This is a genomic window from Rhodococcus qingshengii JCM 15477, assembly GCF_023221595.1.
Lineage (GTDB): Bacteria > Actinomycetota > Actinomycetes > Mycobacteriales > Mycobacteriaceae > Rhodococcus_F > Rhodococcus_F qingshengii.
Genome location: NZ_CP096563.1, coordinates 5,858,773 through 5,882,822 on the forward strand (window position 1 = coordinate 5,858,773; position 24,050 = coordinate 5,882,822).

General features: G+C 61.6%; 22 protein-coding genes. 10 read left to right on the plus strand and 12 right to left on the minus strand.

From position 1 onward, the window contains the following. The first annotated feature begins 114 nt into the window (after window positions 1-114). Window positions 115-1,437, plus strand: a complete 1,323-nt coding sequence (locus M0639_RS27080; RefSeq protein ID WP_064075027.1) for a ClC family H(+)/Cl(-) exchange transporter — start codon at window positions 115-117, stop codon at window positions 1,435-1,437. A gap of 44 nt (window positions 1,438-1,481) precedes the next feature. On the opposite strand, the gene M0639_RS27085 is transcribed toward M0639_RS27080, so the two are convergent. The 4 genes from M0639_RS27085 to M0639_RS27100 all read right to left on the minus strand — a co-directional run bounded on the left by M0639_RS27085 (window position 1,482) and on the right by M0639_RS27100 (window position 6,132). Further along, window positions 1,482-2,351, minus strand: a complete 870-nt coding sequence (locus M0639_RS27085; RefSeq protein ID WP_050656934.1) for a TIGR03619 family F420-dependent LLM class oxidoreductase — start codon at window positions 2,349-2,351, stop codon at window positions 1,482-1,484. 322 nt (window positions 2,352-2,673) lie between these two features. Continuing rightward, window positions 2,674-3,864: a 4-hydroxybenzoate 3-monooxygenase gene (locus tag M0639_RS27090; protein WP_007730544.1), complete on the minus strand. Its 1,191-nt coding sequence runs from the start codon at window positions 3,862-3,864 to the stop codon at window positions 2,674-2,676. Window positions 3,865-3,962: 98 nt separating this feature from the next. After that, entirely contained in the window at window positions 3,963-4,715 is a 753-nt protein-coding gene (locus M0639_RS27095; protein WP_003943227.1) for an IclR family transcriptional regulator, read from the minus strand. Between the two features lie 49 nt (window positions 4,716-4,764). Further along, window positions 4,765-6,132 carry an NAD(P)/FAD-dependent oxidoreductase gene (locus tag M0639_RS27100; protein WP_003942969.1) on the minus strand — a complete coding sequence of 456 codons (1,368 nt, stop codon included), beginning with the start codon at window positions 6,130-6,132 and terminating at the stop codon, window positions 4,765-4,767. Window positions 6,133-6,256: 124 nt separating this feature from the next. On the opposite strand from M0639_RS27100, the gene M0639_RS27105 reads away from it, so the two are divergent. The 3 genes from M0639_RS27105 to M0639_RS27115 all read left to right on the plus strand — a co-directional run bounded on the left by M0639_RS27105 (window position 6,257) and on the right by M0639_RS27115 (window position 10,355). Next, window positions 6,257-7,147: a LysR family transcriptional regulator gene (locus tag M0639_RS27105; protein ID WP_058038355.1), complete on the plus strand. Its 891-nt coding sequence runs from the start codon at window positions 6,257-6,259 to the stop codon at window positions 7,145-7,147. Between the two features lie 93 nt (window positions 7,148-7,240). Further along, window positions 7,241-8,704: a benzaldehyde dehydrogenase gene (locus M0639_RS27110; protein WP_064075028.1), complete on the plus strand. Its 1,464-nt coding sequence runs from the start codon at window positions 7,241-7,243 to the stop codon at window positions 8,702-8,704. Window positions 8,705-8,858: 154 nt separating this feature from the next. Further along, window positions 8,859-10,355, plus strand: a complete 1,497-nt coding sequence (locus M0639_RS27115; protein WP_231915065.1) for an MFS transporter — start codon at window positions 8,859-8,861, stop codon at window positions 10,353-10,355. Window positions 10,356-10,382: 27 nt separating this feature from the next. Here the strand turns inward: M0639_RS27115 and M0639_RS27120 are convergent, their stop codons facing one another. Together M0639_RS27120 and M0639_RS27125 are read right to left on the minus strand one after the other, a co-directional pair. After that, complete coding sequence (locus M0639_RS27120) at window positions 10,383-11,246, minus strand: SDR family NAD(P)-dependent oxidoreductase (RefSeq protein WP_064075097.1); 864 nt, start codon at window positions 11,244-11,246, stop codon at window positions 10,383-10,385. Window positions 11,247-11,293: 47 nt separating this feature from the next. Then, window positions 11,294-12,181 (minus strand): SDR family NAD(P)-dependent oxidoreductase, encoded by an 888-nt coding sequence (locus M0639_RS27125; protein ID WP_042921616.1) that lies wholly within the window; start codon window positions 12,179-12,181, stop codon window positions 11,294-11,296. Between the two features lie 241 nt (window positions 12,182-12,422). On the opposite strand from M0639_RS27125, the gene M0639_RS27130 reads away from it, so the two are divergent. Both M0639_RS27130 and M0639_RS27135 read left to right on the plus strand, forming a co-directional pair. Next, window positions 12,423-12,770 (plus strand): hypothetical protein, encoded by a 348-nt coding sequence (locus tag M0639_RS27130; RefSeq protein WP_007730530.1) that lies wholly within the window; start codon window positions 12,423-12,425, stop codon window positions 12,768-12,770. Further along, entirely contained in the window at window positions 12,763-13,413 is a 651-nt protein-coding gene (locus M0639_RS27135) for a Dabb family protein (protein ID WP_030536113.1), read from the plus strand. The genes M0639_RS27130 and M0639_RS27135 overlap by 8 nt, the downstream gene beginning before the upstream one ends. Before the next feature lie 5 nt (window positions 13,414-13,418). On the opposite strand, the gene M0639_RS27140 is transcribed toward M0639_RS27135, so the two are convergent. Then, window positions 13,419-14,345, minus strand: coding sequence for an alpha/beta hydrolase (locus M0639_RS27140; protein WP_030536114.1), 927 nt, complete (start codon window positions 14,343-14,345; stop codon window positions 13,419-13,421). Between the two features lie 280 nt (window positions 14,346-14,625). Here M0639_RS27140 and M0639_RS27145 point away from each other — a divergent pair, with 280 nt between their 5' ends. Beyond that, window positions 14,626-15,348 (plus strand): IclR family transcriptional regulator, encoded by a 723-nt coding sequence (locus M0639_RS27145; protein ID WP_007730520.1) that lies wholly within the window; start codon window positions 14,626-14,628, stop codon window positions 15,346-15,348. 121 nt (window positions 15,349-15,469) lie between these two features. Here the strand turns inward: M0639_RS27145 and M0639_RS27150 are convergent, their stop codons facing one another. Beyond that, on the minus strand, window positions 15,470-16,051 hold the full coding sequence (locus tag M0639_RS27150) for a PadR family transcriptional regulator (RefSeq protein WP_050656919.1): 582 nt from the start codon (window positions 16,049-16,051) through the stop codon (window positions 15,470-15,472). A 138-nt stretch (window positions 16,052-16,189) separates the two neighbouring features. Continuing rightward, window positions 16,190-17,455 carry a cytochrome P450 gene (locus M0639_RS27155; RefSeq protein ID WP_064075030.1) on the minus strand — a complete coding sequence of 422 codons (1,266 nt, stop codon included), beginning with the start codon at window positions 17,453-17,455 and terminating at the stop codon, window positions 16,190-16,192. A gap of 373 nt (window positions 17,456-17,828) precedes the next feature. Between M0639_RS27155 and M0639_RS27160 the strand changes: the two genes are divergently transcribed. Next, window positions 17,829-18,875 (plus strand): NADP-dependent oxidoreductase, encoded by a 1,047-nt coding sequence (locus M0639_RS27160; protein ID WP_042451682.1) that lies wholly within the window; start codon window positions 17,829-17,831, stop codon window positions 18,873-18,875. A gap of 61 nt (window positions 18,876-18,936) precedes the next feature. Here M0639_RS27160 and M0639_RS27165 read toward each other — a convergent pair whose 3' ends face one another. Further along, window positions 18,937-20,022 (minus strand): TerC family protein, encoded by a 1,086-nt coding sequence (locus tag M0639_RS27165; RefSeq protein ID WP_064075031.1) that lies wholly within the window; start codon window positions 20,020-20,022, stop codon window positions 18,937-18,939. Window positions 20,023-20,247: 225 nt separating this feature from the next. Here M0639_RS27165 and M0639_RS27170 point away from each other — a divergent pair, with 225 nt between their 5' ends. After that, complete coding sequence (locus M0639_RS27170) at window positions 20,248-20,595, plus strand: hypothetical protein (protein ID WP_030536118.1); 348 nt, start codon at window positions 20,248-20,250, stop codon at window positions 20,593-20,595. Between the two features lie 4 nt (window positions 20,596-20,599). Here M0639_RS27170 and M0639_RS27175 read toward each other — a convergent pair whose 3' ends face one another. Further along, window positions 20,600-21,832, minus strand: coding sequence for a PucR family transcriptional regulator (locus M0639_RS27175; RefSeq protein WP_042451555.1), 1,233 nt, complete (start codon window positions 21,830-21,832; stop codon window positions 20,600-20,602). Between the two features lie 164 nt (window positions 21,833-21,996). Here M0639_RS27175 and M0639_RS27180 point away from each other — a divergent pair, with 164 nt between their 5' ends. After that, the gene (locus M0639_RS27180) at window positions 21,997-22,824 is read left to right on the plus strand and encodes an SDR family oxidoreductase (protein WP_003942902.1); all 828 of its coding nucleotides are present in this window, start codon (window positions 21,997-21,999) and stop codon (window positions 22,822-22,824) included. On the opposite strand, the gene M0639_RS27185 is transcribed toward M0639_RS27180, so the two are convergent. Continuing rightward, window positions 22,825-24,036, minus strand: coding sequence for a PucR family transcriptional regulator (locus M0639_RS27185; RefSeq protein WP_042451559.1), 1,212 nt, complete (start codon window positions 24,034-24,036; stop codon window positions 22,825-22,827). Between the last annotated feature and the right edge of the window lie 14 nt (window positions 24,037-24,050).

Consider the following 24,050-nt stretch of genomic DNA (forward strand, 5'->3'; position numbering starts at 1 on the left):
CCAGGCTGCACAACCTCGATCCGACCCTGCGGGTAGCGCGATGGGTTACCGTCCAAGGTGAGGAAGCTCAATTCACCTGTCGCGAGTTGTGACCATCAGGTAGGGCTGATCACGATGACCGAGGACGATGGCGGCACCGAACCGCGGGACTCCCTCCGCGGACTGGGTTTGCTGTGTCTACTCGCTGCGGTCGCCGGCGTCGGGGTCGGATTTGTCGGCGGCGCGTTCCGTTGGTGTCTGATCAGGGCCGACGAACTTCGTCAGGCGATCGTGAACTGGGCGCATCACGTTCCGTACGTCGGGTGGCTCGTGCCGGTCCTCCTGGTGGCCCTGTGCACGGTACTTGCCGTACTGATCGTCAGACGAGTGCCCCTCGCAAAGGGAAGCGGCATCCAGCACGTCGAGGCGGTGTCCCGCGGTGAAGCGAAACCGCCGGGAGTCAATCTCGTGCCCGCCAGATTCATCGGCGGCCTCTTGGCGATCGGCTCCGGTCTGGTTCTCGGCCGTGAAGGCCCCACCGTGCACATGGGTGCGGCGATCGGAGCAGAAGCGGGACGGCGAGCCCGCCTTACCGAACCCGACGTCGCCATGCTGCAAACATCCACGGCCGGAGCAGGACTCGCTGTCGCATTCAACGCGCCGATCGCGGGAGCACTGTTCGTCTGCGAGGAGGTGACGCACTCGTTCCGGCTGCGCACCGTGCTGCCAACGCTTTTCGGTGTTTCAGTGGCGGTGGGCTGTGCACGGATCGTCATCGGTGATCAACCCGATTTCGAGGTCGGCACCGTCCCGACACCGCAACTCGCATTCTTGCCACTGTTCGTCGTCTTCGGAATCCTCACGGGGCTACTGGGTATTGCGTACAACCGCCTGATTCTAGGACTACTCGACATCGTGGCACGGCTCGACAAGATCCCACCGACTGTCATCGGCGCAACGATCGGCGCCGTCATCGGCCTGACGCTGTTCCTCGACCCGTTGGCCAGTGGGGGCGGCGACGTTCTTGCACAGATGATCGTCGGCGGAAGGACCTTCGTACTGCCGATCCTGCTGCTGTACTTGGTGGTTCGGTTCTTCACCGGCCCGCTCTCGTATGCCGCTGGAACTCCCGGCGGACTGTTCGCTCCCTTACTCGCTCTCGGCGCGCTCTGGGGGTCGATCTTCACCGGACTGTCGAGCTTCGTGCCCGGAGTGGACGCCGGGCTCACGGTCACCATGGCCACCGTCGGTATGGCTGCCTTCTTCGGCGCCGTAGTACGCGCACCGTTCACCGGCATCGTGATCGTGGTCGAGATGACCGCGGTGACGTCGACGCTGGTCCCGATGCTCGCTGCCACTGCGGCAGCGGTATTCGTCACCACGTCGGCAGGGTCGGCACCTATCTACGACAGTCTGCGCGAACGGATGTTGGAGCCGCAACGCCCGCATACGGATTGATCCCCGCACACGGGTCATTGCAGCACGGGCGCGCTACGTGAATTTCAGAATTTGCAGATGACTTCCTCGGAGAACCTGCGTACCGCATCTTTCTTCGCTTCCAGGTCGCAGTCGAACCCGAGCCCGTACATGGCCCAAGGAATGACGATCGATTCCGTCACTCCGCTATCGGCCAGTTCCAGGGAGCCGTCGAGACCGAAGCGATCGGCGCAGACGGCCTGAATTTCGAACGGGGACTCGGCGCGCCCGTACTCGACCCGCAGGACGCCGATCCTCGCGATGAGAGCTTGCAGATCAGCGAAAGAGACTGTAGCCGAGGTCCAACCGTCACCCACTCGCGCTGCACGGCGCAATGCGGCCGCGGAATGTCCTCCGATGTAGATGGGGACGGGATCGACCGGCGCCGGGCTCATCTGCAGCCTGTCGAAGTCGAAGAACTTGCCGTGATGTTCGACCATACCGCCGCCTAGAACCAGTCGCAGTACCTCGAGCATCTCGTCGACTCGCGGGCCTCGATCCTTGGGGGAAGCGCCGCACCACTCGAATTCCTCTGGCGCCCAGCCCACACCGACCCCGAGACCGAAGCGGCCTCCTGTCAAATTCGCGACCGACCCCACCTGGCTTGCCAGCAGCAGAGGATTGCGTGAGCTGAGCTCGAGCACCTGCGGATAAAAGCGAATCTTCGACGTTCCGGGTCCCATGAAGGCCGCGGCAATCATGGGGTCTACAAATGGTGTCTTCACGTCCCACATCCGCACACCGTCAGCGGTATACGGATACCCGGTAGCGCCCCGCTCGGGAAAGAACAGTGAGTCGGGCATCGTGATCGAAGAAAAGCCGCATTCTTCGGCCACTTTCGCAAGTGCAACGAGTTGAGAGAGGGGAATCATCGCCACGGCGAGGCTGAACTTCATCGGAAGATCCCTCTGTTCAGTTGACCGGAGCGACTGAAGTGCCTCGATGAGCTCGAAGTCGGTTCGCACCGATCGGCTTGGGAGACAGTGGATCCTGAACAGTCACTTCTTGCAACGCTCAGTCATACGACAACTCCCCCGCAGTGCGGTCGAAGCATCAGCCACCCTCGGTTGGACAAGGACGTGTTCGAGGTTACAAAGCTCCCGCTACTTCGGCTCGGCGGCTTCCCGCCAGGCGGACACATACCAAGAACTTCGGGGTCCTGGTGACACCTGGCACCCCACTCCCCCTGATTTCGCACCGTGCAACCTGCGAATCGGCCTACTGATGCAAGGGAGTTCCGACGTAGTTCTCGGCGATCAGCGTTCGTCCGGCCACCGAACGCGTGACCATGTCCAATTCGGCCAACTGTCGGCGATGCCCGAAACCGCTGTCGTCTGGCAAGCGATGGAGCATCGACGACATCCACCACGAGAAGTGCTGCGTCCGCCACACACGCGGCAACACCGTTTCGGTGTACCCGTCCAGCATCTTTCGGTCGGACGAGGTGAAGAAACCGTCCATTGCCTTCGCCAGTGCGTAGACGTCGGCGATCGCGAGATTCATTCCCTTCGCGCCGGTCGGCGGCACGGTGTGCGCCGCATCCCCTGCAAGAAACAGGTTGCCGTGCTGCATCGGCTCACACACGAAGCTGCGGAACTGGAGGATCGACTTCTGAAAGATCCTGCCGTCCTTGATCTCCGCCCCCTCACCGTCGACGCGCATGTGCAGCTCGTCCCAGATTCGATCGTCGGACCAGTTGTCCACGGAGTCGTCCGGATCGACCTGAAGGTAATGACGCTGTACCTCGGGCGTCCGTGTGCTGATCAGTGCAAACCCGCGCTCATGGTTGGCATAGATCAGTTCTTCGGACGACGGCGGCGCCTCGGCCAGGATGCCGAACCACGCGAAGGGATACTGGCGGAAATGATCTGTTCGGATCGACGGTTCGGGAATCAGCTTTCGCGTTCCGGTGCGTGAACCGTCGCAACCGGCCACCAGGGCGCACTCGAGCTTCTGATCATTTCCGTCCGAGTCGACAAAAGTGATACTCGGGCGATCCGATTCGTGATCGTGTACTTGCGCGTCGGACACTCCGAATCGAATGTCCCCGCCGTCAGCGAGACGCCGCGCGATCAGATCCTTGAGCACCTCGTGTTGCGGATACACCGTGACTGCTCGCCCGTCGGTCAGTTCGTCGAACGCGATTCGGTGCCCTCGTCCACCGAATCGCAACTCGATTCCGTGATGTTCGAGGCCCTCCCGCTTCAGTCGATCACCGAGTCCGGTCTCGACCATGAGATCAACCGTGTTCTGTTCGAGCACGCCGGCACGAATGGTGCCTTCTACCTCTTCGCGGGTGCGGCATTCCAGGACAACCGAATCGATTCCCTTCAGATGCAACAGATGCGAGAGCATCAACCCGGCGGGACCACCACCGACGATTCCGACCTGGGTGCGTGAAGAAGACATACAGAGAGCTCCTGAGGTGAGTGACGATTGAGACCACCCTCGACCACGATCACTCCTCTGAACAGCTGCAATTTCACTCAGTGAAAGACCGAAACGAGCTATCGAAACCCACCGCTACCAAGCCCGCGTGATATTCCACGGGCGGCCGCGACCAACGCCGGCAGTAAAGGAGCCGGATCCTGCTCCACCGGAACAACTGTCGAGACCGCTGCCACGACACTGCCCCCGGCTTCGCGGACAGGAGCGGCGACGGCAAGGGTTCCGACGTTCAGATACTCACGACAGACCACGAATCCGGCGCGCCTGATCTCGTCGAGAGTTGCTCGCAAAATCCGCTCGGAAGTAATGGTTTTGGGAGTGAACGACTCGAGGCCGGCGCGAAGGACGTCGTCGAGAAGCTCGGTTCCGCCGTGCGCGAGGAGAATCAATCCACCGCTGGACGCGTGCAACGGCAATCTTCCGCCGGCACGGCCGACCACGGTGACGGCGCTACGCGAGGACAAGCGCTCGAGGTACAGAGCCTCGGTGCCCTCACGAACGACCAACTGCACGTTCTCTCGGGTGACCTCGTACAGGTCCTCGAGGAACGGCAACGCCACCTGCCGTAGGCCGTGAGCGCCGGGAGCAAGAGCGCCGATCTCCCACAACCGGACTCCGACCTGGTACTTGCCGTCACTCCGACGCTCGAGTGCGCCCTCAGCCACCAACTGCCCACACAGTCGGTGGACGGTGGGCAGAGGCAAACCGCTGCGACGACTGATCTCCGACTGCGTCAACCGCGGCGATTTCGCGTCGAAGGCACCGAGCACGATAAATGCCCGGCCGATCAACGAACGCTCGCCTGATGCCATTCACACAGTGTGACTGACATCAGGCGAAACGTGTTCAGGCGGTGCGGAGCTACGCGGAGTGCGCCAATTCCGGTTCGCGTTCGGTCACCGGCGGCGTGGCCTCGATCTTCATCGGCTCCTGCGCGTAGTGGAAGTGCGGACGACGGTGACCGATGAACGAACCGAACCACGACATCACAGCGACATACCGGTTGCGGAAGCCCACCAGATACATCACGTGCACGGCCAGCCACATGAACCAGGCGATCGTGCCCTTGAACTCGACCTTGCGGACGCGACACACAGCGCTGAATCGGCTGATGATCGACATGCTGCCCTTGTCGAAGTATTTGAAAGGCGTTCCGGCCTTGACCTTTCCGTTCACAGTCTTCGCTGCGTGACGGCCACCCTGCATTGCAACGGGCGACTGACCCGGCAGACCGTTCAGCGAAGTCATGTCGCCGATGGCAAAGACGTTGGCGAACCCGCCGACGGTCAAGTCCGGATTGATGAGCAGACGACCTGCACGGTCACTCTCACAACCGGTCGCCTCGCCGAGCACTGCGGCGAAGTCGTTGGCTCGAACACCGGCCGACCAGATGACGGTCTCGGCGTCGATGCGCTTCTCTTCCTTGGTCTTTGCCGAAGAGACGGTGACACCGTGCTCGTCGATGGCGGTGACCATGGTGTTGAGAACAACCTCGACACCCGACTTCTCGAGCGAGGCCTGTGTGTACTCACTGAGCTTGCCGCCGAAGGCCGGAAGCGCAACGCCCGCGCCCTCGACCATGGTGACCGTGACCTCGTCGGCGCTGATGTTGTTGATGGACTTGGCGAAGTAGCGACGCGCCAGTTCCTTGATCTGTCCGGCGAGCTCGACGCCGGTCGCGCCTGCACCGACGACAACGAAGCTGAGCAGGTTGCGGCGAACCAGCGCGTCGTTGGTGGTGTGAGCCTCTTCGAAGCAACGCAGGATCTGCTTACGCAGGACCTCGGCATCCTCGACGGTCTTGAGCTTGTAGGTGACCTTTTCGAACTCGTCATGACCGAAGTACGCCTGGGTGGCACCGGTGGCTGCGATGAGCGAGCGGTATCCGAGAGTGTGGCGGGTGCCCGAAGCCTCGTAGACGACGGTGTTCTCTTCGGCGTTGACCTCGACGACGCGACCGAGACGCACGTCGGCGTTGGGGTACTTCTGCAGGATCGTGCGGATGGGCGGAGCAACTTCGCCTGCCGACAGAACGCCCGTCGCCACCTGGTAGAGCAGCGGCTGGAAGAGGTGCTCGGTGGTGGCGGAGATGAGGACGAACGGCGTCTTGGACTTCGCGAGGGTCTTGGCCGCGGCGAGGGCTCCGAATCCCGAACCGACGATGACTACCTGAGTCTGCTCGTGTCCAGTCGCGTCGATGTCAGCGCGACCCGCAGCTGTTCTATCCACAACAAATCTCCTCAACCAAATTGAAAGTATGACTATTACGGTATGGACTGATCATGGGTCGGGTCCAGCTAGCTGGAGTATTCGCAAGACTGTTATCTCGATTGCTCATAAGTAAGCTGTCCTCATGGACTTCCGCCAACTCAAGTACTTCCTCGTCGTGAGCGAGGAACTGAGCTTCAGTCGCGCTGCCGAGCGCTGCTTCATCTCGCAGTCGGCGATCAGCCATCAGGTCGCCCGACTGGAGAAGGAGCTTGGCGCGACACTCTTCGAACGCTCGACCCGAGCCGTTCGCCTTGCCCCGGCAGGATCGCGACTCGTGCCCATCGCGCAGCAAGTCCTCAGCCTCGAAACGATGGCATACTCCGTCGCACGCGACCCACGAGCCCGGATCCGGATCACCGGAAACATGAGCTTCGCCGCTCAGACGCTGGACGCCATCGCACACGTGCGCGAACTTCATCCGGACCTGGACGTCGAGTTCGTCATCAAGAGTTTTGCCCACCGCATGGACGCCGTGGCCTCCGGTGACGCCGACATCGCGCTGATTCGCGGCGGCGTCGACCGCCCCGGACTCGAACCCTTGGATCTCGGCGTCGAAGATCTGCTGGTCGTAATGTCGAGCCGGCACCCCCTGGCCGGCCAGCAAAGCGTCGACCTCAATGATCTGGCCGCATACCCCCTGCTCCTGCCGCCGCGCCAAAGCCAGGTGCTCATTCACAAGGTGGTCGAGGACGCGTTCCGCGAGATAGATCGACGCGTCCAACTGGGCCCAGCAATTCCGAGCGATCACACAGCCACGCTGGACGTGATCACCAACCCGCGCGCCTGGACCCTGCTGTATTCGATCACCGCAGGCGAATCTCCACGCGCCGGCATCAGCTTCATGCGAGAATCGAACGGCCGCTTGCGAATTCCCGTCTCGGGAGTGACCCGCAGCGGCGCCACCCACTCGACCGAGTTCGCCGATCTGATCCAAGCGCTCAAGGACGCCATGAATCCGTCTTTCACTGAGTGAAAGTGCGATGGCGATCGACTCCCCTCACGGAGCAACGTGGTCCACAACCATGTGATGCGGCGCGCGGTTGCATCCCTTTACCGAGGAGCGGCCATGACGCGTTTGCTGAGCGAACCTGTGTGGGAATCGAAGATCTTCGACGGCGAATGGGTTCGCGGTAGCGCCGACGATCGTATTGTCGTCGAACCGGCCACCGGCAAGCAGTTGACGACGGTCGGCATGGCAACACCAGACGACGTGGCAGCCGCTGCAACAAAAGCTGCTGCAGCTCAGAAGGATTGGGCAGCAAGGCCGTACACCGAACGAGCCGCCGTTCTACGCCGCGCCGGTCAACTGTTCGAACAGTACGCCGACGAAATCGGCGAATGGGTAATCCGCGAGGCCGGCAGCATTCCCGCCAAAGCCGGACTGGAAACCCACACCGCTGCCGAAGAGTGCTACAACGCAGCAGCTTTGGCCGCACACCCCGTCGGCGAGGTGCTGCGCTCGGAGCAACCGCGGCTGAGCTTCTCTCGTCGCGTCCCCGTCGGCACCGTCGGCGTCATCGCACCGTTCAACTTCCCGATCATTCTGTCGATCCGTGCAGTCGCTCCCGCACTGGCACTGGGCAATTCGGTGATCCTCAAGCCTGATCCGCGCACGGCGATCTGTGGCGGTGTGGTTCTTGCCCGCATCTTCGAAGAAGCCGGTTTGCCTGCCGGAGTGTTCGGCATGCTGCCGGGTGGCGCTGACGCCGGTGAGGCAATCGTGGTTCATCCGAGCGTTCGCGTCATCGCATTCACCGGGTCGACCCGGGCAGGACGCGCTGTCGGTGAACTGGCGGGCCGCCATCTCAAACGAGCACACCTCGAACTCGGGGGAAACAACGCACTGATCGTCATGGACGACGTCGACCTCGAAAAGGCCGCATCTGTAGGCGCTTTCGGATCCTTCATGCACCAGGGGCAGATCTGCATGACCACCGGCCGCCAGCTCGTCCACGAAAGTATCGCCGCCGACTACACCGCACTCCTTGCCGAACGCGCCGACAAGCTTCCGGTAGGCGACCCGTTCACCGGTCAGGTCGCACTCGGACCCATCATCGACGCCAAACAACGCGACCACATCCACTCCCTGGTCACCGGAAGCATCGCGGCCGGAGCAAAACTGGCGGCCGGTGGCACCTACGAGGATCTCTTCTACCGGCCCACCGTGCTGGCCGACACCCCACTCACCGCGCCGGCATTCGCCGACGAAGTCTTCGGGCCAGTCGCACCGGTCACCTCCTTCGCCACCGTCGAACAGGCCATCACCATAGCCAACGATTCCGAGTACGGACTGTCACTGGGCATTCTGACCTCCGACGCCATGCGCGGACTCGAACTCGCTCAACAGATCCCCACCGGCCTCGTACACATCAACGATCAGACCGTCGGCGACGAAGCAGTCATCCCGTTCGGCGGTATGGCGTCTTCGGGTAACGTTGGCCGCGTCGGCGGTATCGGCGCAAACCTCGACGCCTTCACCGAAACGCAGTGGGTGACTGCGCAGAGCGCACTCCCGGTCTACCCCTTCTAGTCCGGAACACGCCGAGTTGGTCCTGAATACACCGAGCTGACCCCAGGGGCTCACTGACCAGCATTGACGGGATCGATCTCGCGGACTTACCATCCAGAGAAAATTACTTCGGCACATTAAGCAATTTCTCTTGTAATTCCCGAGAAGGACCCACTTGACGAATTCAGTGACGACCGACAGCGCTGCGCAGCCAACGGTCCACGACACCCCGGATGTACCCGTCGTAACATCGCCGCGCCGCGAGGCCGTCATCATCGGGGCGCTCAGCCTGGCCGCGATGATCGTCTCGATGATGCAGACACTGCCCGTCCCGATTTTGGGGCGTATTCAGTCCGATCTGGGCGCATCCGCGGCCGGCATCAGTTGGGTGACGACGGCGACGTTGCTGTCGGCCGCCGTTTTCACTCCCCTGTTGGGCCGCTACGGCGATCAGCACGGCAAGAAGCGCACGCTGGTCGGCGTTCTGGTCGTCATGGTCATCGGTTCGATCGTCGCCGCACTGGCACACAACCTGCCACTTCTCATCCTCGGACGCGTCCTCCAGGGGACCGCCACCGCCATCTTCCCGCTGGCTCTGTCGGTCCTGCGCGAAGAGGTCCGCCCACACAAGCTTCCCGGCGCGATGGCATTGGTCAGCGGAACTCTCGCATTCGGCAGCGGGCTCGCCCTCGTGGCCACCGGACTTCTCACATCGGCTCCGGATGCCGACTACCGCAACGCCTTCTGGATGGCCACCGGGTTCGCGTTGCTTGCCCTCGTCGCCGTCATCACGCTGGTTCCGGCAACCAAGCACAAGAGCGGCGGGCGCGTCGACGTCATCGGCGCGCTGAGCCTGGGCGCTGCACTCCTTCTGCTCCTGTTGTCGATTTCGCAAGGCCACCAATGGGGTTGGTTCTCACCCGTGACCATCGGTGTTTTCCTGGGCTCGATCGTGATGTTCGCAGTCTGGGTCTGGATCGAGAAGATCGTCGACGAACCACTGGTCGACATGCGAATGTTCGTCCACCGGCCCGTGATGATGGCGAATCTGGCGGGGGTCATGCTGGGCTTCGGAATGTTCGCCAACTTCCTGGGCATCTCCTATCTCGTGCAGCTTCCCCACGCCCTCACGGGATACGGATTCGACGCCAGCATTCTGCGTGCGTCGGTGGAATTCCTGCTGCCGGGTGCGATTGCCTCGCTGATCGCAGCACCGATCGGTGGGCGGCTCATCAGAGTGCGTGGGCCACGCTTCGTCCTGGGACTCACCGCCATCTGTGGTGCGGTGCCGTTCGCCTGGCTCGCGTACGACCACACGCACACCGCGTCGGTCATCGGTGCCGGCATCGTGATCGGCGCCGCCGTGAGCCTGGGCTACGCGGCCATGCCCGCGATCATCATGTCGAGCGTTCCGCGACACCAGAGTGGAATAGCCAACGGCATCAACTCGATCTCCCGTTCCACCGGCAGCGCCATGGGCAGTGCAGTGGTGACTACGATTCTCGCCTCGATGACCATCGCGAACCTGCCAGAGGGCGTATCCGCTCTGCCCAGCGAATCCGCCTTCACCGTCACCTTCGTCACTGCCGCCGTAGCTTTCGCTCTGGTCGGCCTGGTGGGTTGGTCAGGCCTCCCCAAGAGTGCGTCGACGTCTGTCAACGGCAGCGCGTGAACAGGCCTGCTCCGAACAGCTCCGCATTCACGAGATGCCCATGCGTGTGAGCATTGTGCGAGGATCGGCGGGAGGTAGCAGGTCTCGAAGCTGAGCGGCTCGGCGGTCGGTGAACTGCCGACACGCGTCGTCGTCGGAGAACACCCAGAAGTCCCCACGCGCTATTGCTTCGGTCATGTGCTCGGCGGCATCGAGCGGGTCGAGTCCGGATTCGACGTTCGCCTGTTGCATTGCATCGAAGACAGCGTTTGCCGTGACGTTCGTAGTCGGCGCGTCACGCTGGGCCGCACGAAAGATCTCACTCCGGATCGAGTGTGGAACAACAGCACTGACCTGAATCGGAGAGTCGACCAACGACAGATCTTGGTGCAAGCTCTCGGTCATCGCCAGCACCGCGAACTTACTGACGATGTACGGTCCTTGCACCGCGGCGCTGTTGATCCCGCCGACAGAAGACAGATTGGCCACACACGCCGGCTTACCCACCTTCAACATCAATGGCACGAAAGCACGAAGGCAATAGAAGACGCCGTCGACGTTGATCTCCATCAACCGTCTCCACCGCGCACCACTGACTTCCCACAGCAACCCGGCCGTCTCCACTCCGGCATTGTTGACCAGCAACTCGACGCTGCCGTGACGATCGAACACATTGTCCGCCATCCTCTTCACGGCATCGGCATCCGCTACGTCCACTCCATGAACGTCAGCTCTCCCACCGGCCGTGCGAATGTCCTCGGCGACGAGCGACGCACGCGCCTCGTCGATGTCGGCAACGACCACCGTCATTCCCAGCCGCGCAAGGTGACGGGCGAACCCTGCACCGATACCGGCCCCCGCACCGGTCACGACGGCCGTGCCGGTACCGAACCGGCGTTCAGCGTGGGACATCTCCACTCCTCGGGTTGTGTCGCCGAAACTATTGCTCGACAAAGACTTCAGATTCCTTCGGGCAGAATGTTGGGATTGCACCACGTCGGTGGCTCACGTCTGGGCATCAGCCCTTGCCCGTCGAGCGCCTTCACGACCAGATCCTGATACCAGGGAAAATGAAGACTGAACGCTACAAGGCCGGTCCGCTCGGCCGCGGGAAGAGAACACATGGCCAGTACCGTCTCGGCAAGATACTCGACGGGCTCGGTTTCGTATCCATCCGGAATGAGTGCGTCGGCGCCGGGAGTCGAGATCGCAGTGGAAGGTCCCACCGAGTTGACCGCGATATTGTCGTCCAGCACCTCCGCGGCGAGGCCCTGTGTGAACCTGTGCAGTGCTGCCTTCATCGACGCGTAAATCACGTCACCCGACGTCTTGTTGTAGTCGCGGAAGGGCCTGATCGGATTCAGTCCCGTCGAGGAACCGATGTTCACGATCCAGCCTGCGCCGCGCTCTCGCATGTAGGGGATGGCTGCCTTCGACAGGGCGAACGGCGCGCGAATGTAGTGGTCGAGGGTCCGATCGAACGTCGCCAGCGACATCTTCTCGATCGGCGCGTAGTCGGCAAACCCGGCATTGTTCACGAGGATGTCGATACCTCCGGTCCGCGAGACGACCTTCTCGATCAATCCGTCGCGAGCCTCGGAATCCTCGAGATCGGCCGGAATGGCAAGTGCACGACCGTGTTGCGACTCGATCATCTCGACGGTCTCGGACAACGTACCGCCGATGACGACATTACTGTCGGCACGGACTGCCGCGGTAGGCCGAGTCGACCGTGCGGTGACGACCACGGTTGCCCCCTCTGCCGCCAGTCGCCTGGCGATCGCCCTGCCGATGCCTCGACTGCTCCCGGTCACCAGCGCGGTCTTCCCTACCAGCGAGTGATTCAACTACTCCTCCAAGGCTCTTCCACTTCACGACATCGAACACATGACGTATGTGTTCGACCTGAGTTCGACTGCATTTCACGCAATCGTTGTCCGCCATGTTGCATCATCCGATTCTGTTGCACAGCAACGATTCCCGCCTGACGGGAGGTGTCGAAATGCCGGGCACATGACCAAATTCGCTATCTCCCGCTGTGTGAGATCGAAAGCATCACAACGGGTTAGGGGAAAGTAATCTTCACCAATGGCAGATGAAACGCTCTACGTGATCGATCGGATAGTCACGAAACCGGGATGCGGTCGACAGTTCGTCGACGCGCTACTCGACCAGTATTTGCCGAGTGCACAGCGTCGCGGCATGACACTCGCCGACGTACTCGTCAGCCCTCCGTTGTGGTGCGATCAAGACCCGAACACCTTGACCGTCACCTGGACGGTCGACGGCACGGCCGGCTGGTGGTCGATGACGCGCCAGGGCCGCAGAGACTCCACCCTCAGGCAGTGGTGGGATGCAATGGCTCCGCTCATAATCGAACGGAGTCGCTCCATGGCCGCCGCAGCAAAGGACATCGAAGGACTGAGCAATGTATAACGTGACAAGAGTCGTGCACGCCGCCAACGGGGCGGGCGCCGACGAGTGGACCGCTGCAGTGAAGAACATTGCCGCAGTTGCCGAATCGTCGAACGCGCTGCGTCGTCTCGTCTGTACGACACTTCCCGGCGTCATCAACGGCGGAGATCTGATCGTCCATCTTCAGTTCGAAGACGAGATGGCTTGGCAGACAGCCCGAGATGCGGTCGACGACAGCCTGCGCTGCGCCGCCGTCGACCACTTCCACGGTGCCGAGTACTCGTCCGGGACCACGGGACGTTCCGGCGCCGAAGCCGCCGGTCAGGTGTACCGAGCGCTGTTCATCCGGGTATCCCCCAGCACACCCCAGGACGTACTCGAGGAATTCGAACGGGATCTGCTCAGGATGCCTACCCATATCTCGTCGATCTGCGCCTGGCGTCTCAGCCGAGTCGACGCAGCAATCGGGCACACACCATGGACTCATGTCTGGGAGCAGGAGTTCACCGACCTCGGCTCACTGCAGACCCAGTACCTCGATCATCCGATTCACTGGGCAGTGGTGGACCGGTGGTTCGACCCCGAATGTCCCGAGGCCGTGGTCCACGACAGAATCTGTCACACGTTCGGCAATCTCACCGAGAGACTCCTGACAGTGAAGTGATCTGCCTACTCGCTACCGAGCGCCTCGCGCGTCATCGCCCAAAGCTTCTGTCGCGCAGGCTCGGTCAGCGACAAAGACGGGATAGTGAGGAAGCCGTGGAACAATCCTTCGAAGCGATGATGGCGCACCGAAACGCCAGCCGTCGCGAGCATCTGCGCATACGCGTCACCTGACGAACACGGCGGATCGAGTTCGGCTGTCACGACGACAGCAGACGGAAGACCGGCGAGCGTCTCCGCACGCGTAGGAATCACACGGGCGTCGTCGCGACCTTCAGGCGCGTACTGCTGCCAGTACCATTCCATCGCTGCGGTGGTGTTGTAGTGACCCGTGCCGTAGAGCCGATACGACTCGGTTTCGAAGTCGTCGTCGATCACGGGGTAGATGAGAACCTGAAGGGCGATTTCCGGACCACCCCGATCCCGAGCGGCAATAGCCACGGTCGCCGCGAGGTTCCCTCCCGCACTGTCGCCCACAAGTGCGATTTTACCTGCGTCGGAACCGTATTCGGCAGCATGCTCGCTGGCCCACGCCGCCGCGGCGTAGACGTCGTCGTGGGCTGCCGGTGCCGGATGCTCCGGCGCCAACCGATAGTCGACGGCAACCACTACTGCGCCGACTCCCTGCGCCATCGATCGACAGAATTCGTCGTGACTGTCCAGATCGCAGAACACGAAACCGCCCCCGTGAGCGAAGACCACGAGAGGAACGTCGTTCGAGGTTCCATGCGGACGAAAGACGCGAATTGCCAGATCTCCACCGGGACCGTCGATTACGTGATTCTCGACTGAAAGCATGTCGGGAAGACCCGTCAGCGGCGCACGTCGGTTCCGAATCAGAGTTCGTAGCTCCGACGGCGGGACACTGGTGACATCCGGGAATCCAGCGTTGAGGGTTGCGAGCATCGTGGTGACTTCCGCTTGAATCGTCATATCGTCTCCTGGTCTCTCAGCCCGGCGGGTGGCGCTACGTCTGCGCCGGCATCCGCGTTTGTCCACTTGGCGTGTGATCACGTCAACGTAGATCGCCCACCACCAAGCAAGGAACCCGCTCTCCCGATCAGTGGTCCGTTTCCGCCGACGAGCACCGGAGGCGTCCGATCCACAGGGTGGCCTTCTTCACAAAGCAGAAAAAACATGTCATCATTCCTAATCGAAATAGCCTTGTCCAGGGCAGTTGTCCAACTTGACTACGGGATAGCAGAGGGAACACATGTCGCTCCAGCTCGAGGTCGATCCCGCAACGCCGAACGCCTTCCTCGACCGAGTCTCTCTGCTACTGGATGCGTTCGGCGGTCGAGATCGTCTCACCCTCGCCGAGATTGTCCGACGAACCGGGCTTCCAAGGTCTTCAGCCCACCGCATACTCGACCATCTGGTCCAACTTCGGTGGCTGCACCGCAGCGGCCGCGATTACACGCTCGGGTTGCGGCTCGTGGAACTCGGCTCGTTGGCCGTGTACCAGGACAGACTTCACTCAGCTGCGCATCCGCACCTGTACGAATTGCACCGGCGTACCGGACTGATCGTCGAGATGACGATTCTCGACGGCTCAAATGTGGTGTGCCGCGCCCACATGGCAGGTCGTTTCGCCAGCATGATTCCGAATCGGATCGGTTTCAGCACGCGCGCAGACGGAACTCTCGTCGGCAGGGTCCTCCACACCTTCAACAACGAGCGAGGAGAGGCGGCCGACGAGGTCCGAAAAACCGGCGTGGGATACGGCCGTGACACGCCGATCGACGGATTCGGCACGATCGCCACTCCGATCGGCCCGATCGGCGTCGCGACCTCCGCGCTGTCGATCTGCGGACCGCTCCGACAAATGCCGCTCGACGAGCGAAACTCGCCTCTCACCGGGCTTCTTCGGGAAACAGCCGCTTCCCTGTGGCGAAATGCGGGCGTCCGGACCACCGAAAGCATGCGAGCTCAGTAGACACGAAGACTAGGCACGAAGACTAGGCACGAAGACTAAGCACGAAGACTGGGCACGAAAACCTCGACAGCACAATTCTATTGGCGTGGGGCAGAATCTGGGGAGTTGTACCTCCGCACGCTCAGATCAACTTCCAACTACCGGCATTGACGGGCTGCGGCAAGCCGAGAGCGTTGGCGTCGCCTTGCGCGAATCGAGCGGCGGCCTCATCGATGTCATCGAGCAACTGAGCGGCGAGGTCGATCTCCATCTGAAAATGGCGGCCTATCCATCGCAGACTCATCTCGGTAAATGCCCAGGCGGGTTCATTCTCCGAGTTATCGGCGTGTTCGATTGCCTTGAGCTTCTTTGCCTCGAGGTTGTCGATGTGATCGAGCACTATCGACTTGAGCTGATCGGGGTCGTTGAGGTGGCCGACCCACAGTCTCAACATCACTCCATGTTTGAGAACGGGGGTTTCGATCTCCGATCGGCGTGACCATGATCTGAGAGCCTCGATACCGGATTCGGTTATCGTGAACACTCGTCGACGACGCCCACCCGACTCCGAAACCTCCCGCGAACTGACGAATCCCAGCGTTTCCAGCTTTTTGAGCTCGGTATAGACCTGGCTCACCGACGGGCTCCAGTAATAGAACCCGATGCTCCAGTCGGCCCAGCTTTTCAGATCGCTGCCACTGAGTTCTTCTCCGAATGTGAGCATTCCCAGCACTGCCCAACTTGTCGCGGGCAATGCCGGGTAACACGCAGTTGCGGGATCAGGCACCGGCCCAGACTAACAAGACGTCGACCATCTGACACCGACTTGCCCACCGAGTGGTCTGTTCACGAATTCGTGCAATCAGAAAAGGTTCAATCGCAGTTCGGAGACACCGCGGATAAAGGCCGTGCCACCCCACGTCACTCCACCGTCGACGAGCTCGGTCTTCGGCGCTTTGTCGATCAACGCCTTCAGGATGGTCTTGATCTCCAGCCGGGCCAACCACGCACCGAGGCAAGCGTGCGCACCGTGACCGAACGTGATGTGGTCCCGGATATTTGACCTCGACCAGTCCAATCTGTCCGCGTTCGGACCGAATCGAGTTTCATCGCGATTTGCCGACGCCAGCCACGTCACAATGTGATTTCCGGCCGGAATCACCGCATCTCCCACCGCGTAATCCTCGGGAGCAATGCGAATCATCAACTGCGCCGTCGGCTCATAGCGCAGGACTTCTTCTACCGCGTGATCGAGCAGTGCCCTGTCGTCGACGAGTCGTTCCCACTGATCACGATGGCCCATAAGTGCATTCATGGTGAGACCGACCTGATTGACTGTGGTGTCCAGTCCGGCGATGACCAAAGTCTGCACGGTAGCGGCAACTTGATCCGGCCCGATTATCTCGCCTTCGTCGCCGGCGGAGATGAAGTCCGACAGGATGTCGTCGCCAAGATTGTTGCGCTTCCAAGCGATAACGTCCTGAAGGTGTGCCGAGAAATCACGCTGAGCGGAAATGTAGTCGCTGGTCTGCTCGGCAGTCAGAAACGGATCGAGTAGGTTGAGTCCCTTACGGGTCCACTCGAACATCGTATCGGTGTCGGCAGGTACGGGGATACCGAAAATTTCGCAGACAAGGCGAATCGGTAGCGGATGAGCAACTTCCGTCACCAGCTCGATCTCGGAGCCCCGTCCATGATCGGCAAGCAACTCGTCGACGATTTCCTTCGCCCGCGCGTCGTAACGCTTGATTGCCCTGGGCGTGAACGGGCGCGCCAGTAGCTTGCGCAATGCCAGATGGTCCGGTGGATCCAGCTTCGACAACGATGGGCGCAACAAGTAGGCGTCGCTGCCACCGGCCGCCTTGATCCGCATATTGCGCGGTGCCTCGAGTGCATACTGTTCCGACGAACTCAGCGACTTGTCCGCCAGTGCGCGTTTCACGTCGTCGTAGGCGAAAAGCATGTATACGCCATTCGAATGCTGTTGTACCGGAGCAACTTCTCGCGCAATCGCGTACCGCGCGTACGGATCGGACAGGAAGCCTGGCTCCGTTGGATCGACCAATCCCGTTCTGAGCCAATCCGTTGTGTCATGAACCGCACGCTCCGAACCCACCGGCGAAGTCATAGTCAACCTCTCGTCCTCGACAAAATCACTCACACAAGATCTGGCAGATCATTGACGCCCTCGTAAAAATCCACAGCCGAATACCACTGGTGACGAGCGTCAGCGCTGCGCTGAACTGAACTGAACTGCGCAGAGCTTCACAGTCGGACTACGAGGCAACCAACAAACCGCCCGCTGTATGGGAAATGAAGTCGCGCTCCGGACGTCGGGTTGCCACATTCTCACTGAGCGGGCGGGAAGGTGCGCTCCTTGCTGCTCGAGGACAGAATTCCCAGACGTCTTCGCCGTGAATCAGTAAGGCGGCGAGATCAATTCCGGGCAATCGTCCCGAGAAGTGATGCGAACCGGTGTCGAAGCAGATTGGAAATTGCGCATGACCGAATATGTGAACCGCGCTGTGCGAGTCGTTCGAGCTCCCCGCGGCTTGCCTGTCGTAGAAGATTTTCGGATCGACGAGGTCCCGATCCGGCCGCCCGCGGACGGCGAAGTTCTGTTCCGCGCCCACTATCTTTCGATCGATCCGGCGATACGAAGACGCCTACCGTCCACCAGCTCTGCCCCCGGGCCGTTGGGAGCTGTTGCCGGTATCGGCGACGTCGTCTTGGCTGGAGTAGTGCCTGCGCACTCCGGTTTGGACGGCATCGCAGTCGGCGAAGTGATTTCTTCGCGGCATCCTGACTTTGCGGCAGGTGATTTGGTTCGAGGCGGCACGCACTGGCAGGTTTATCACACAATCAAAGGCGCTGCCCTGGACCGCATACCGAGGGAGAATCGAGCTTCCCTAGGAGATGAACTCGGAATTCTAGGACAGCCAGGATTTGTCGCACACTGCGGAATGCGGTTGGTCGCCGACGTCCGAGAGCGAGACACAGTCGTGGTTTCGGCGGCCGGCGGAGCAGTCGGCATGGTTGCAGGCCAAATCGCGAAGCTGGCGGGCGCCCGGGTGATCGGAATCGCCGGGGGTGAGAAGACCGAATACGTTGTGGAGGAATTGGGGTTCGACGCCTGCATAGATAGGAAGACGGCGAACATCGGCGAGCAGTTGGACGAATTGTGTCCGAAGGGCGTCGACGTCTATTTCGACAACGTCGGAGGCTCGATCACGCGAGCGGTTTTCGATCGCATGGCCGATTTCGGAAGGGTCGTCGTGTGCGGAATGATCAGCGAATACAACCAGGATGAAAGCGAAGTCGGGCCTCCCCTACGCCCTGTACTACGCAAACGTCTACGCATCGAAGGGTTCATCTGCTACGACCACTACGACCGGTACCCGGAGTACCGGGCGTGGGCGTCCGCTCGAATCGCCGAAGGTGGACTGCGCTACCGCAACGATGTCACCGAGGGCATCGAAAATGCCCCAGCGGCCTTGATCGGGCAGCTTTCGGGGCACAACCGGGGGAAGCAGTTGGTGATGATTTGACAAAGGGAGACCACACGTCGTTGTGTGGTCTCCCTTTTCGATTCGTTCAGCCGATCAGGCGTCAGCCTCTGGGCCGAGCATCTACCTTGTCGTCATCGTCGTCGCGCTCGCCGGTTGCGAGCTGGACGCCGGATTTCTCGATGCTGCCGTCAGGACCTGACTTCTCGAGGTCGATCGGTGCATCACCGGTCGCAACCTCTTCGGCCTCAGGCTCTTCCGGTAGCGGCTTCTTGAGACTCAGGATGATCGAGCCTGCCAACACCACGATGATCACCGCGAGGCTGACCAGTGAGGGAATCTCGGGGATCGACGTGCTGATCACCTTGTGGCTGGCCTGCATGATCAGCTTCACGCCGATGAAGGCGAGGATGATCGACAGACCCTTGGACAGGTAGTGGAACTTCTCGAGCAGGCCCGAGAGCAGGAAGTACAGGGCACGCAGACCCAAGATCGCAAACGCGTTGCTGGAGTACACGATGAATGGATCGTCACTCACTGCCAGCACTGCCGGGACACTGTCGACTGCGAACACGAGGTCGGCAGCTTCGATGGCGACGACGACGGCGAACAGTGGTGTTGCGACGCGCTTTCCGGCTTCCTTGACGAAGAACTTGGTTCCTGCGTATTCCTCACGGACCGGCATGATCTTGCGCAGCAAGCGAACCGCCAGCGAGGTTCCCGGATCGAAGTTCTCGTCGTCGTCCTTGAGCAGCTTGTAGGCGCTGTAGAGCAGGATGGCGGCGAAGACGAACAGCACGGCCGTGAACTTGCTGACCACGGCAACGCCGGCGGCGAGGAAGATACCGCGGAAGATCAGGGCGCCGATGACACCGAAGAACAACACGCGGTGCTGGTATTCACGGGGCACCTTGAAGTAACCGAAGATCAGGGCGAACACGAAGAGGTTGTCGACGGAGAGGCTCTTCTCCAACAGCCAGGCCGTGGTGAATTCGACGCCCGAGTTCACCCCCAAGGTCAGGGTGACGACCACCGCGAATACGAGAGACAAACCGACCCAGAGTGCACTCCACCAGGCCGCTTCCTTGAAGCCGATGACGTGCGCGCCGCGGTGGGCGAGCAGGTCGATGAGCAACATGACGACGATGACTGCGGCGAACGCGGCCCACGCCCACATGGGAACGTTCATCGCTGACCACCTACCCGAATGGCACTGATGACTGCGGTCACGGGGAGCTCCTTCACTGGGTTCGGACGGCCGTCTCGCCGTCTTCTCCAGTGTTCCTTGCCGACTTCTATCCATCCCGGTCGAAATATCGACGACTTTCACACCTGAAATTGCCGAAACCATGCAATCTGAGGGTGTTGCGTCCGAAACCGCCGCTGGACGGCATCTTGTTCTAGCCTGGCAAGCATGAGCACCTCGTTGTACTACTCCGCCGTCCGCACCACACCGCTGACCGACGACGAGAAGGCCGAAGTCGACCGACTCATCGCCGTCCACAACGACGAATTTCCGTTCGACTACGAGGTCCTGGACCTCTATCCGTCGGATATCCCCGACACTCTGCTCAACGGTTCGACAAAGATCTCGAGCGACCCGACCGAGGTAATTCCTTCGCTCGTCTACTGGTTCAACGCTCTGACCGAACTCCGGCGAGCGGTGCCCGACGCAGACTGGGACGTTTCACTCGACGACACCCCCGCCGATTGGGATGACAGCTCCGGCTATTCGCTCCCCGGGCTCGACGACATGCAGTAGCGAGTCACGGGTTCGCCAGGAGGGCGGCTCCGTAGCTCTCCAGCGCGATGAGCGCCAACTCTGTTGGCAGCCGACGCTGGTCCACGCTGCGGTCTAACAGCTTTTCGGCCTGATCGAGTCGATACCGCACGGTGTTCTTGTGCAGACCGAGCGCCACGGCGGTAGCGGCTGCAGTGCAATTGTTCTCGTAATAGACCCGAACGGTGTCACGGATACGCGTCGTGACACCGTCCGCGCCGGCGAGTCCTTTCAATTCCCGGGCCACCAACGCACGCAGTTCGTCCAGATCTTCGGTGAGCAGACAGGGAACCTGAACATCTTCGTAGACGGTGACCCCCGGCGAACCCGTCGAACGGACCGCGATGCGCTGCGCGGCGAGAGCCTCGCGGTGACTGCGCGCGAATCCTTCCATTCCGTAACCGCTGGCCCCCACCGCGACACGGAGGTCCGAATTCCGAGCACGATCGAGCGCCGCCCACTCATGGTCGTCGAAATGCGCGACCCACGACCACACCTCGCGCGCCCCCGAAGGCAGCGTCAGCACGCGCTCGGCATTCGACTCGTCCACAAAGGAACGCGCATACGAGTCCAATCGGGCCAATACGTCGGCGGCCGGATCGGTGTCGTCCGTCCAGAGAACAAACGCAGTGTGGTGGCGCCGCATCGGGTAGTCGAGAATCTGCGACACCTCATCGGAGTGAAGTGCTTCGCCTGCGACAATCGCGTGCACCGTCTCGGACCGACGCGCAAAAGCGCCGCGCGCCAAGCTCTCACGCTCCTTCGCATACGTTGCCACCAACAATTCGGTGGTCACTTCCAGCCATCTCATCGCCGAACCCCACACTCGGACCAGAAGTGCGCGCTTGAGTTCCGGACCGATCGGAAGTGCTTCTATCGACTCGTCGACGAAGCCCAGCATCGCGAGGCGTCCGGCACCGTAGATCTTGAGCAGGACTCGAAGATCCATACCGCGCCTGGCAACGGTGAGTGCAAGCGCAACCGACTCCGGCGGCGGCGTGACCTCCTGGGAACCGCCCGCGATCGCGGCCACGATGACGCGAAGCTGCGCCGCAGTGCTCGCATCCACATCGCGTCGTAGCTCCCGATCACCCGCCACTTCAGGATTGGCCACCGCAATGGCGTCGTCGATGCGTTGAACGAAACCGTCGATCACCTCCGGCTGGAGATAGATGGGCGCGAGATTTGCAATCCAGCCGTCCAACTCCGATGTGTCCATGGCGCCTCCCCGACTTGTCATCCTGATTGTGACTTAGTCACAAATCTATCGTCTCACTTCGGCCAAGAAGCCCTAGCAACCCGGTTTCGACTGGTCCACAATCACATCTCACTGCAGATTCATCTCACTGCAACCAACCCCTATCTTTGGAGACGCTGGAGTAAATGAACAAACCTTTCGACGGTCAGGTAGTGGTCATCACCGGCGGCGCCCGGGGCATCGGATACGCCACCGCGAAGCGGCTGATCAGCCTGGGTGCGACGGTCGCGATCGGCGACATCGACGAAGCCACTCTCGCGCGAGCAGCCAAGGATTTGGGCATCCGCACGTTCGGGCGCCTCGACGTCACCGACCCCGCCTCGTTCTTCGACTTCCTCGACACCGTCGAAGGTGAACTCGGCCCGATCGACGTGCTGGTCAACAATGCGGGCATCATGCCGGTCGGACGGATCGTCGACGAGGACGACTCCGTGACCAGACGCATCATCGAGATCGACGTCCTCGGCGTGATCACGGGAACCAAGCTCGCATTGCGACGGATGCTTCCGCGCGGACGTGGACACGTCATCAACATCGCTTCGCTTGCAGGCGAACTCCCGTGCCCCGGTTTGTCGACGTACTGCGGCGCCAAGCATGCGGTGTTGGGCTTCACCGATTCTGTCCGCAAGGAAGTTCGTGGCACCGGAGTTCACATCTCGTCCGTGCTGCCGACGCTCACCAACACCCAACTCACCTCGGGCACTTCGGGAATGAAGGGATTCCGAGAGGTTCAGCCGGAGGAAATCGCCGAAGCCGTCGTCGGCTTGATCACCAAACCGCGTCCACGCGTACGTATTACGCGGGTGTCCGGGCTGCTCGTGCAGGCACAGGGCTTCTTCCCCCGGCGGCCGTACGAGGCATTGAGCCGACTGTTCGGCGTCGAGACGCAGTTTCTCGGCGACGTCGACACCGCGGCACGTGCTGCCTACGAAGAACGCGCCCGCGCAAGCTGATCAGGTCAGCTCGGTGGCCGGCCAGTCGAGCAGCTTCGCACCCAGTACGGCAGCGTGGAGCGCGAAGCTGTCGTTGGGATCGTTGACGTTCTGACCGGTGAGTTCACGGATGCGGTCCAACCGGTACGTCACGGCGCGGACGGACAAATGCAGGTCTCGGGCGGTCTTAGCCGTATTGCCGCCGGCGGAAAAGTACGCGAGCAGTGTGTCGATCATCGGTCCAGCGCCACCACGCGCCTCGAGCAGCGGTGTGAGAAGGGTGTGGATCAGGTCGGTGACCGCCGGTCTGTCGTTGACCAGAACCCGGTAGACCAGCAGGTCACGAGCATCGATGATCGGTGCGGTCAACGACAGGCGCTGCGCCAGGTCCAGTGCGTCCAGCGCCTCCCGGTACGACGCCACCACGCCCGAAGCGGTGGTTCGAGGGCGCCCGACAGCGATCTGCCACGTGCCGTCCAAAGGACGCCGCTGCAACTGCACTCGCCCAACGTCATCGGTCCCCGGTCCGAGAGCCGACCGAATCCCTGCCAGCACGTGGTCGACGGCATCGCGATCCGGCGCCGCGAAAACGACCACCAGTTTGCCGCTCTTGCTGGCGACCAACGCGTCGGCGTCACCCTTGCTACCCAGAACGGCACGTTCGACGGCGCGCACCAAAGGGTTGTCGTCGGTGAACTCACGGGCGGCGGTCACTACCGCCACGGCATGCGGACCACTGAGGTGGAGACCGAATCCTGAAGCGCGATCCAACAATCCGACGACGTCAGCGCCGCCCGTCAACAAGTCGTCGACGAACTCGCGGCGTGCCGATACCTGCGAGCGGACCAGAGAACGTCTGGCCAACTGAAACCCTTCGGCCAGTTCGGCGACGGCATCGTCGACGGCACGCAGCATCACTTCGCCGGCCGCGACGACGGCATTCGGATCCGATTGTGCCGCAATAACAGCAGGCAGTTCACGCCACAGACGCCAGGCCGAGGAGAGATACAGATCGAGCAGGGCTCGCAAGGCGACACCCTGCTGCGCTGCTTCTTCCCCGCGAGCGCGGAAGCGGTGCAGCTGGCGACGCTGCAGCGGTTTCCCTTCACAGACAGCGTCGCTGAGCACGTCGAGGAAATCACCCAGCAGTTCGACGGGCAGGCCACCGGCGTCATCGGCCCCCGCCGCGGCAACCCGGCGTATGGCGTCGTCAGGTACCCCGGTTCGGCTCACCCTCGCATTCTCTC

Coding starts and splice junctions, on each gene's coding strand:
- M0639_RS27080 (WP_064075027.1), top strand. CDS start 115: ATGACCGAGGACGATGGCGGCACCGAACCGCGGGACTCCCTCCGCGGA.
- M0639_RS27085 (WP_050656934.1), bottom strand. CDS start 2,351: ATGAAGTTCAGCCTCGCCGTGGCGATGATTCCCCTCTCTCAACTCGTT.
- M0639_RS27090 (WP_007730544.1), bottom strand. CDS start 3,864: ATGTCTTCTTCACGCACCCAGGTCGGAATCGTCGGTGGTGGTCCCGCC.
- M0639_RS27095 (WP_003943227.1), bottom strand. CDS start 4,715: ATGGCATCAGGCGAGCGTTCGTTGATCGGCCGGGCATTTATCGTGCTC.
- M0639_RS27105 (WP_058038355.1), top strand. CDS start 6,257: ATGGACTTCCGCCAACTCAAGTACTTCCTCGTCGTGAGCGAGGAACTG.
- M0639_RS27110 (WP_064075028.1), top strand. CDS start 7,241: ATGACGCGTTTGCTGAGCGAACCTGTGTGGGAATCGAAGATCTTCGAC.
- M0639_RS27120 (WP_064075097.1), bottom strand. CDS start 11,246: ATGTCCCACGCTGAACGCCGGTTCGGTACCGGCACGGCCGTCGTGACC.
- M0639_RS27130 (WP_007730530.1), top strand. CDS start 12,423: ATGGCAGATGAAACGCTCTACGTGATCGATCGGATAGTCACGAAACCG.
- M0639_RS27135 (WP_030536113.1), top strand. CDS start 12,763: ATGTATAACGTGACAAGAGTCGTGCACGCCGCCAACGGGGCGGGCGCC.
- M0639_RS27140 (WP_030536114.1), bottom strand. CDS start 14,345: ATGACGATTCAAGCGGAAGTCACCACGATGCTCGCAACCCTCAACGCT.
- M0639_RS27145 (WP_007730520.1), top strand. CDS start 14,626: ATGTCGCTCCAGCTCGAGGTCGATCCCGCAACGCCGAACGCCTTCCTC.
- M0639_RS27150 (WP_050656919.1), bottom strand. CDS start 16,051: ATGCTCACATTCGGAGAAGAACTCAGTGGCAGCGATCTGAAAAGCTGG.
- M0639_RS27155 (WP_064075030.1), bottom strand. CDS start 17,455: ATGACTTCGCCGGTGGGTTCGGAGCGTGCGGTTCATGACACAACGGAT.
- M0639_RS27160 (WP_042451682.1), top strand. CDS start 17,829: ATGACCGAATATGTGAACCGCGCTGTGCGAGTCGTTCGAGCTCCCCGC.
- M0639_RS27165 (WP_064075031.1), bottom strand. CDS start 20,022: ATGAACGTTCCCATGTGGGCGTGGGCCGCGTTCGCCGCAGTCATCGTC.
- M0639_RS27170 (WP_030536118.1), top strand. CDS start 20,248: ATGAGCACCTCGTTGTACTACTCCGCCGTCCGCACCACACCGCTGACC.
- M0639_RS27175 (WP_042451555.1), bottom strand. CDS start 21,832: ATGGACACATCGGAGTTGGACGGCTGGATTGCAAATCTCGCGCCCATC.
- M0639_RS27180 (WP_003942902.1), top strand. CDS start 21,997: ATGAACAAACCTTTCGACGGTCAGGTAGTGGTCATCACCGGCGGCGCC.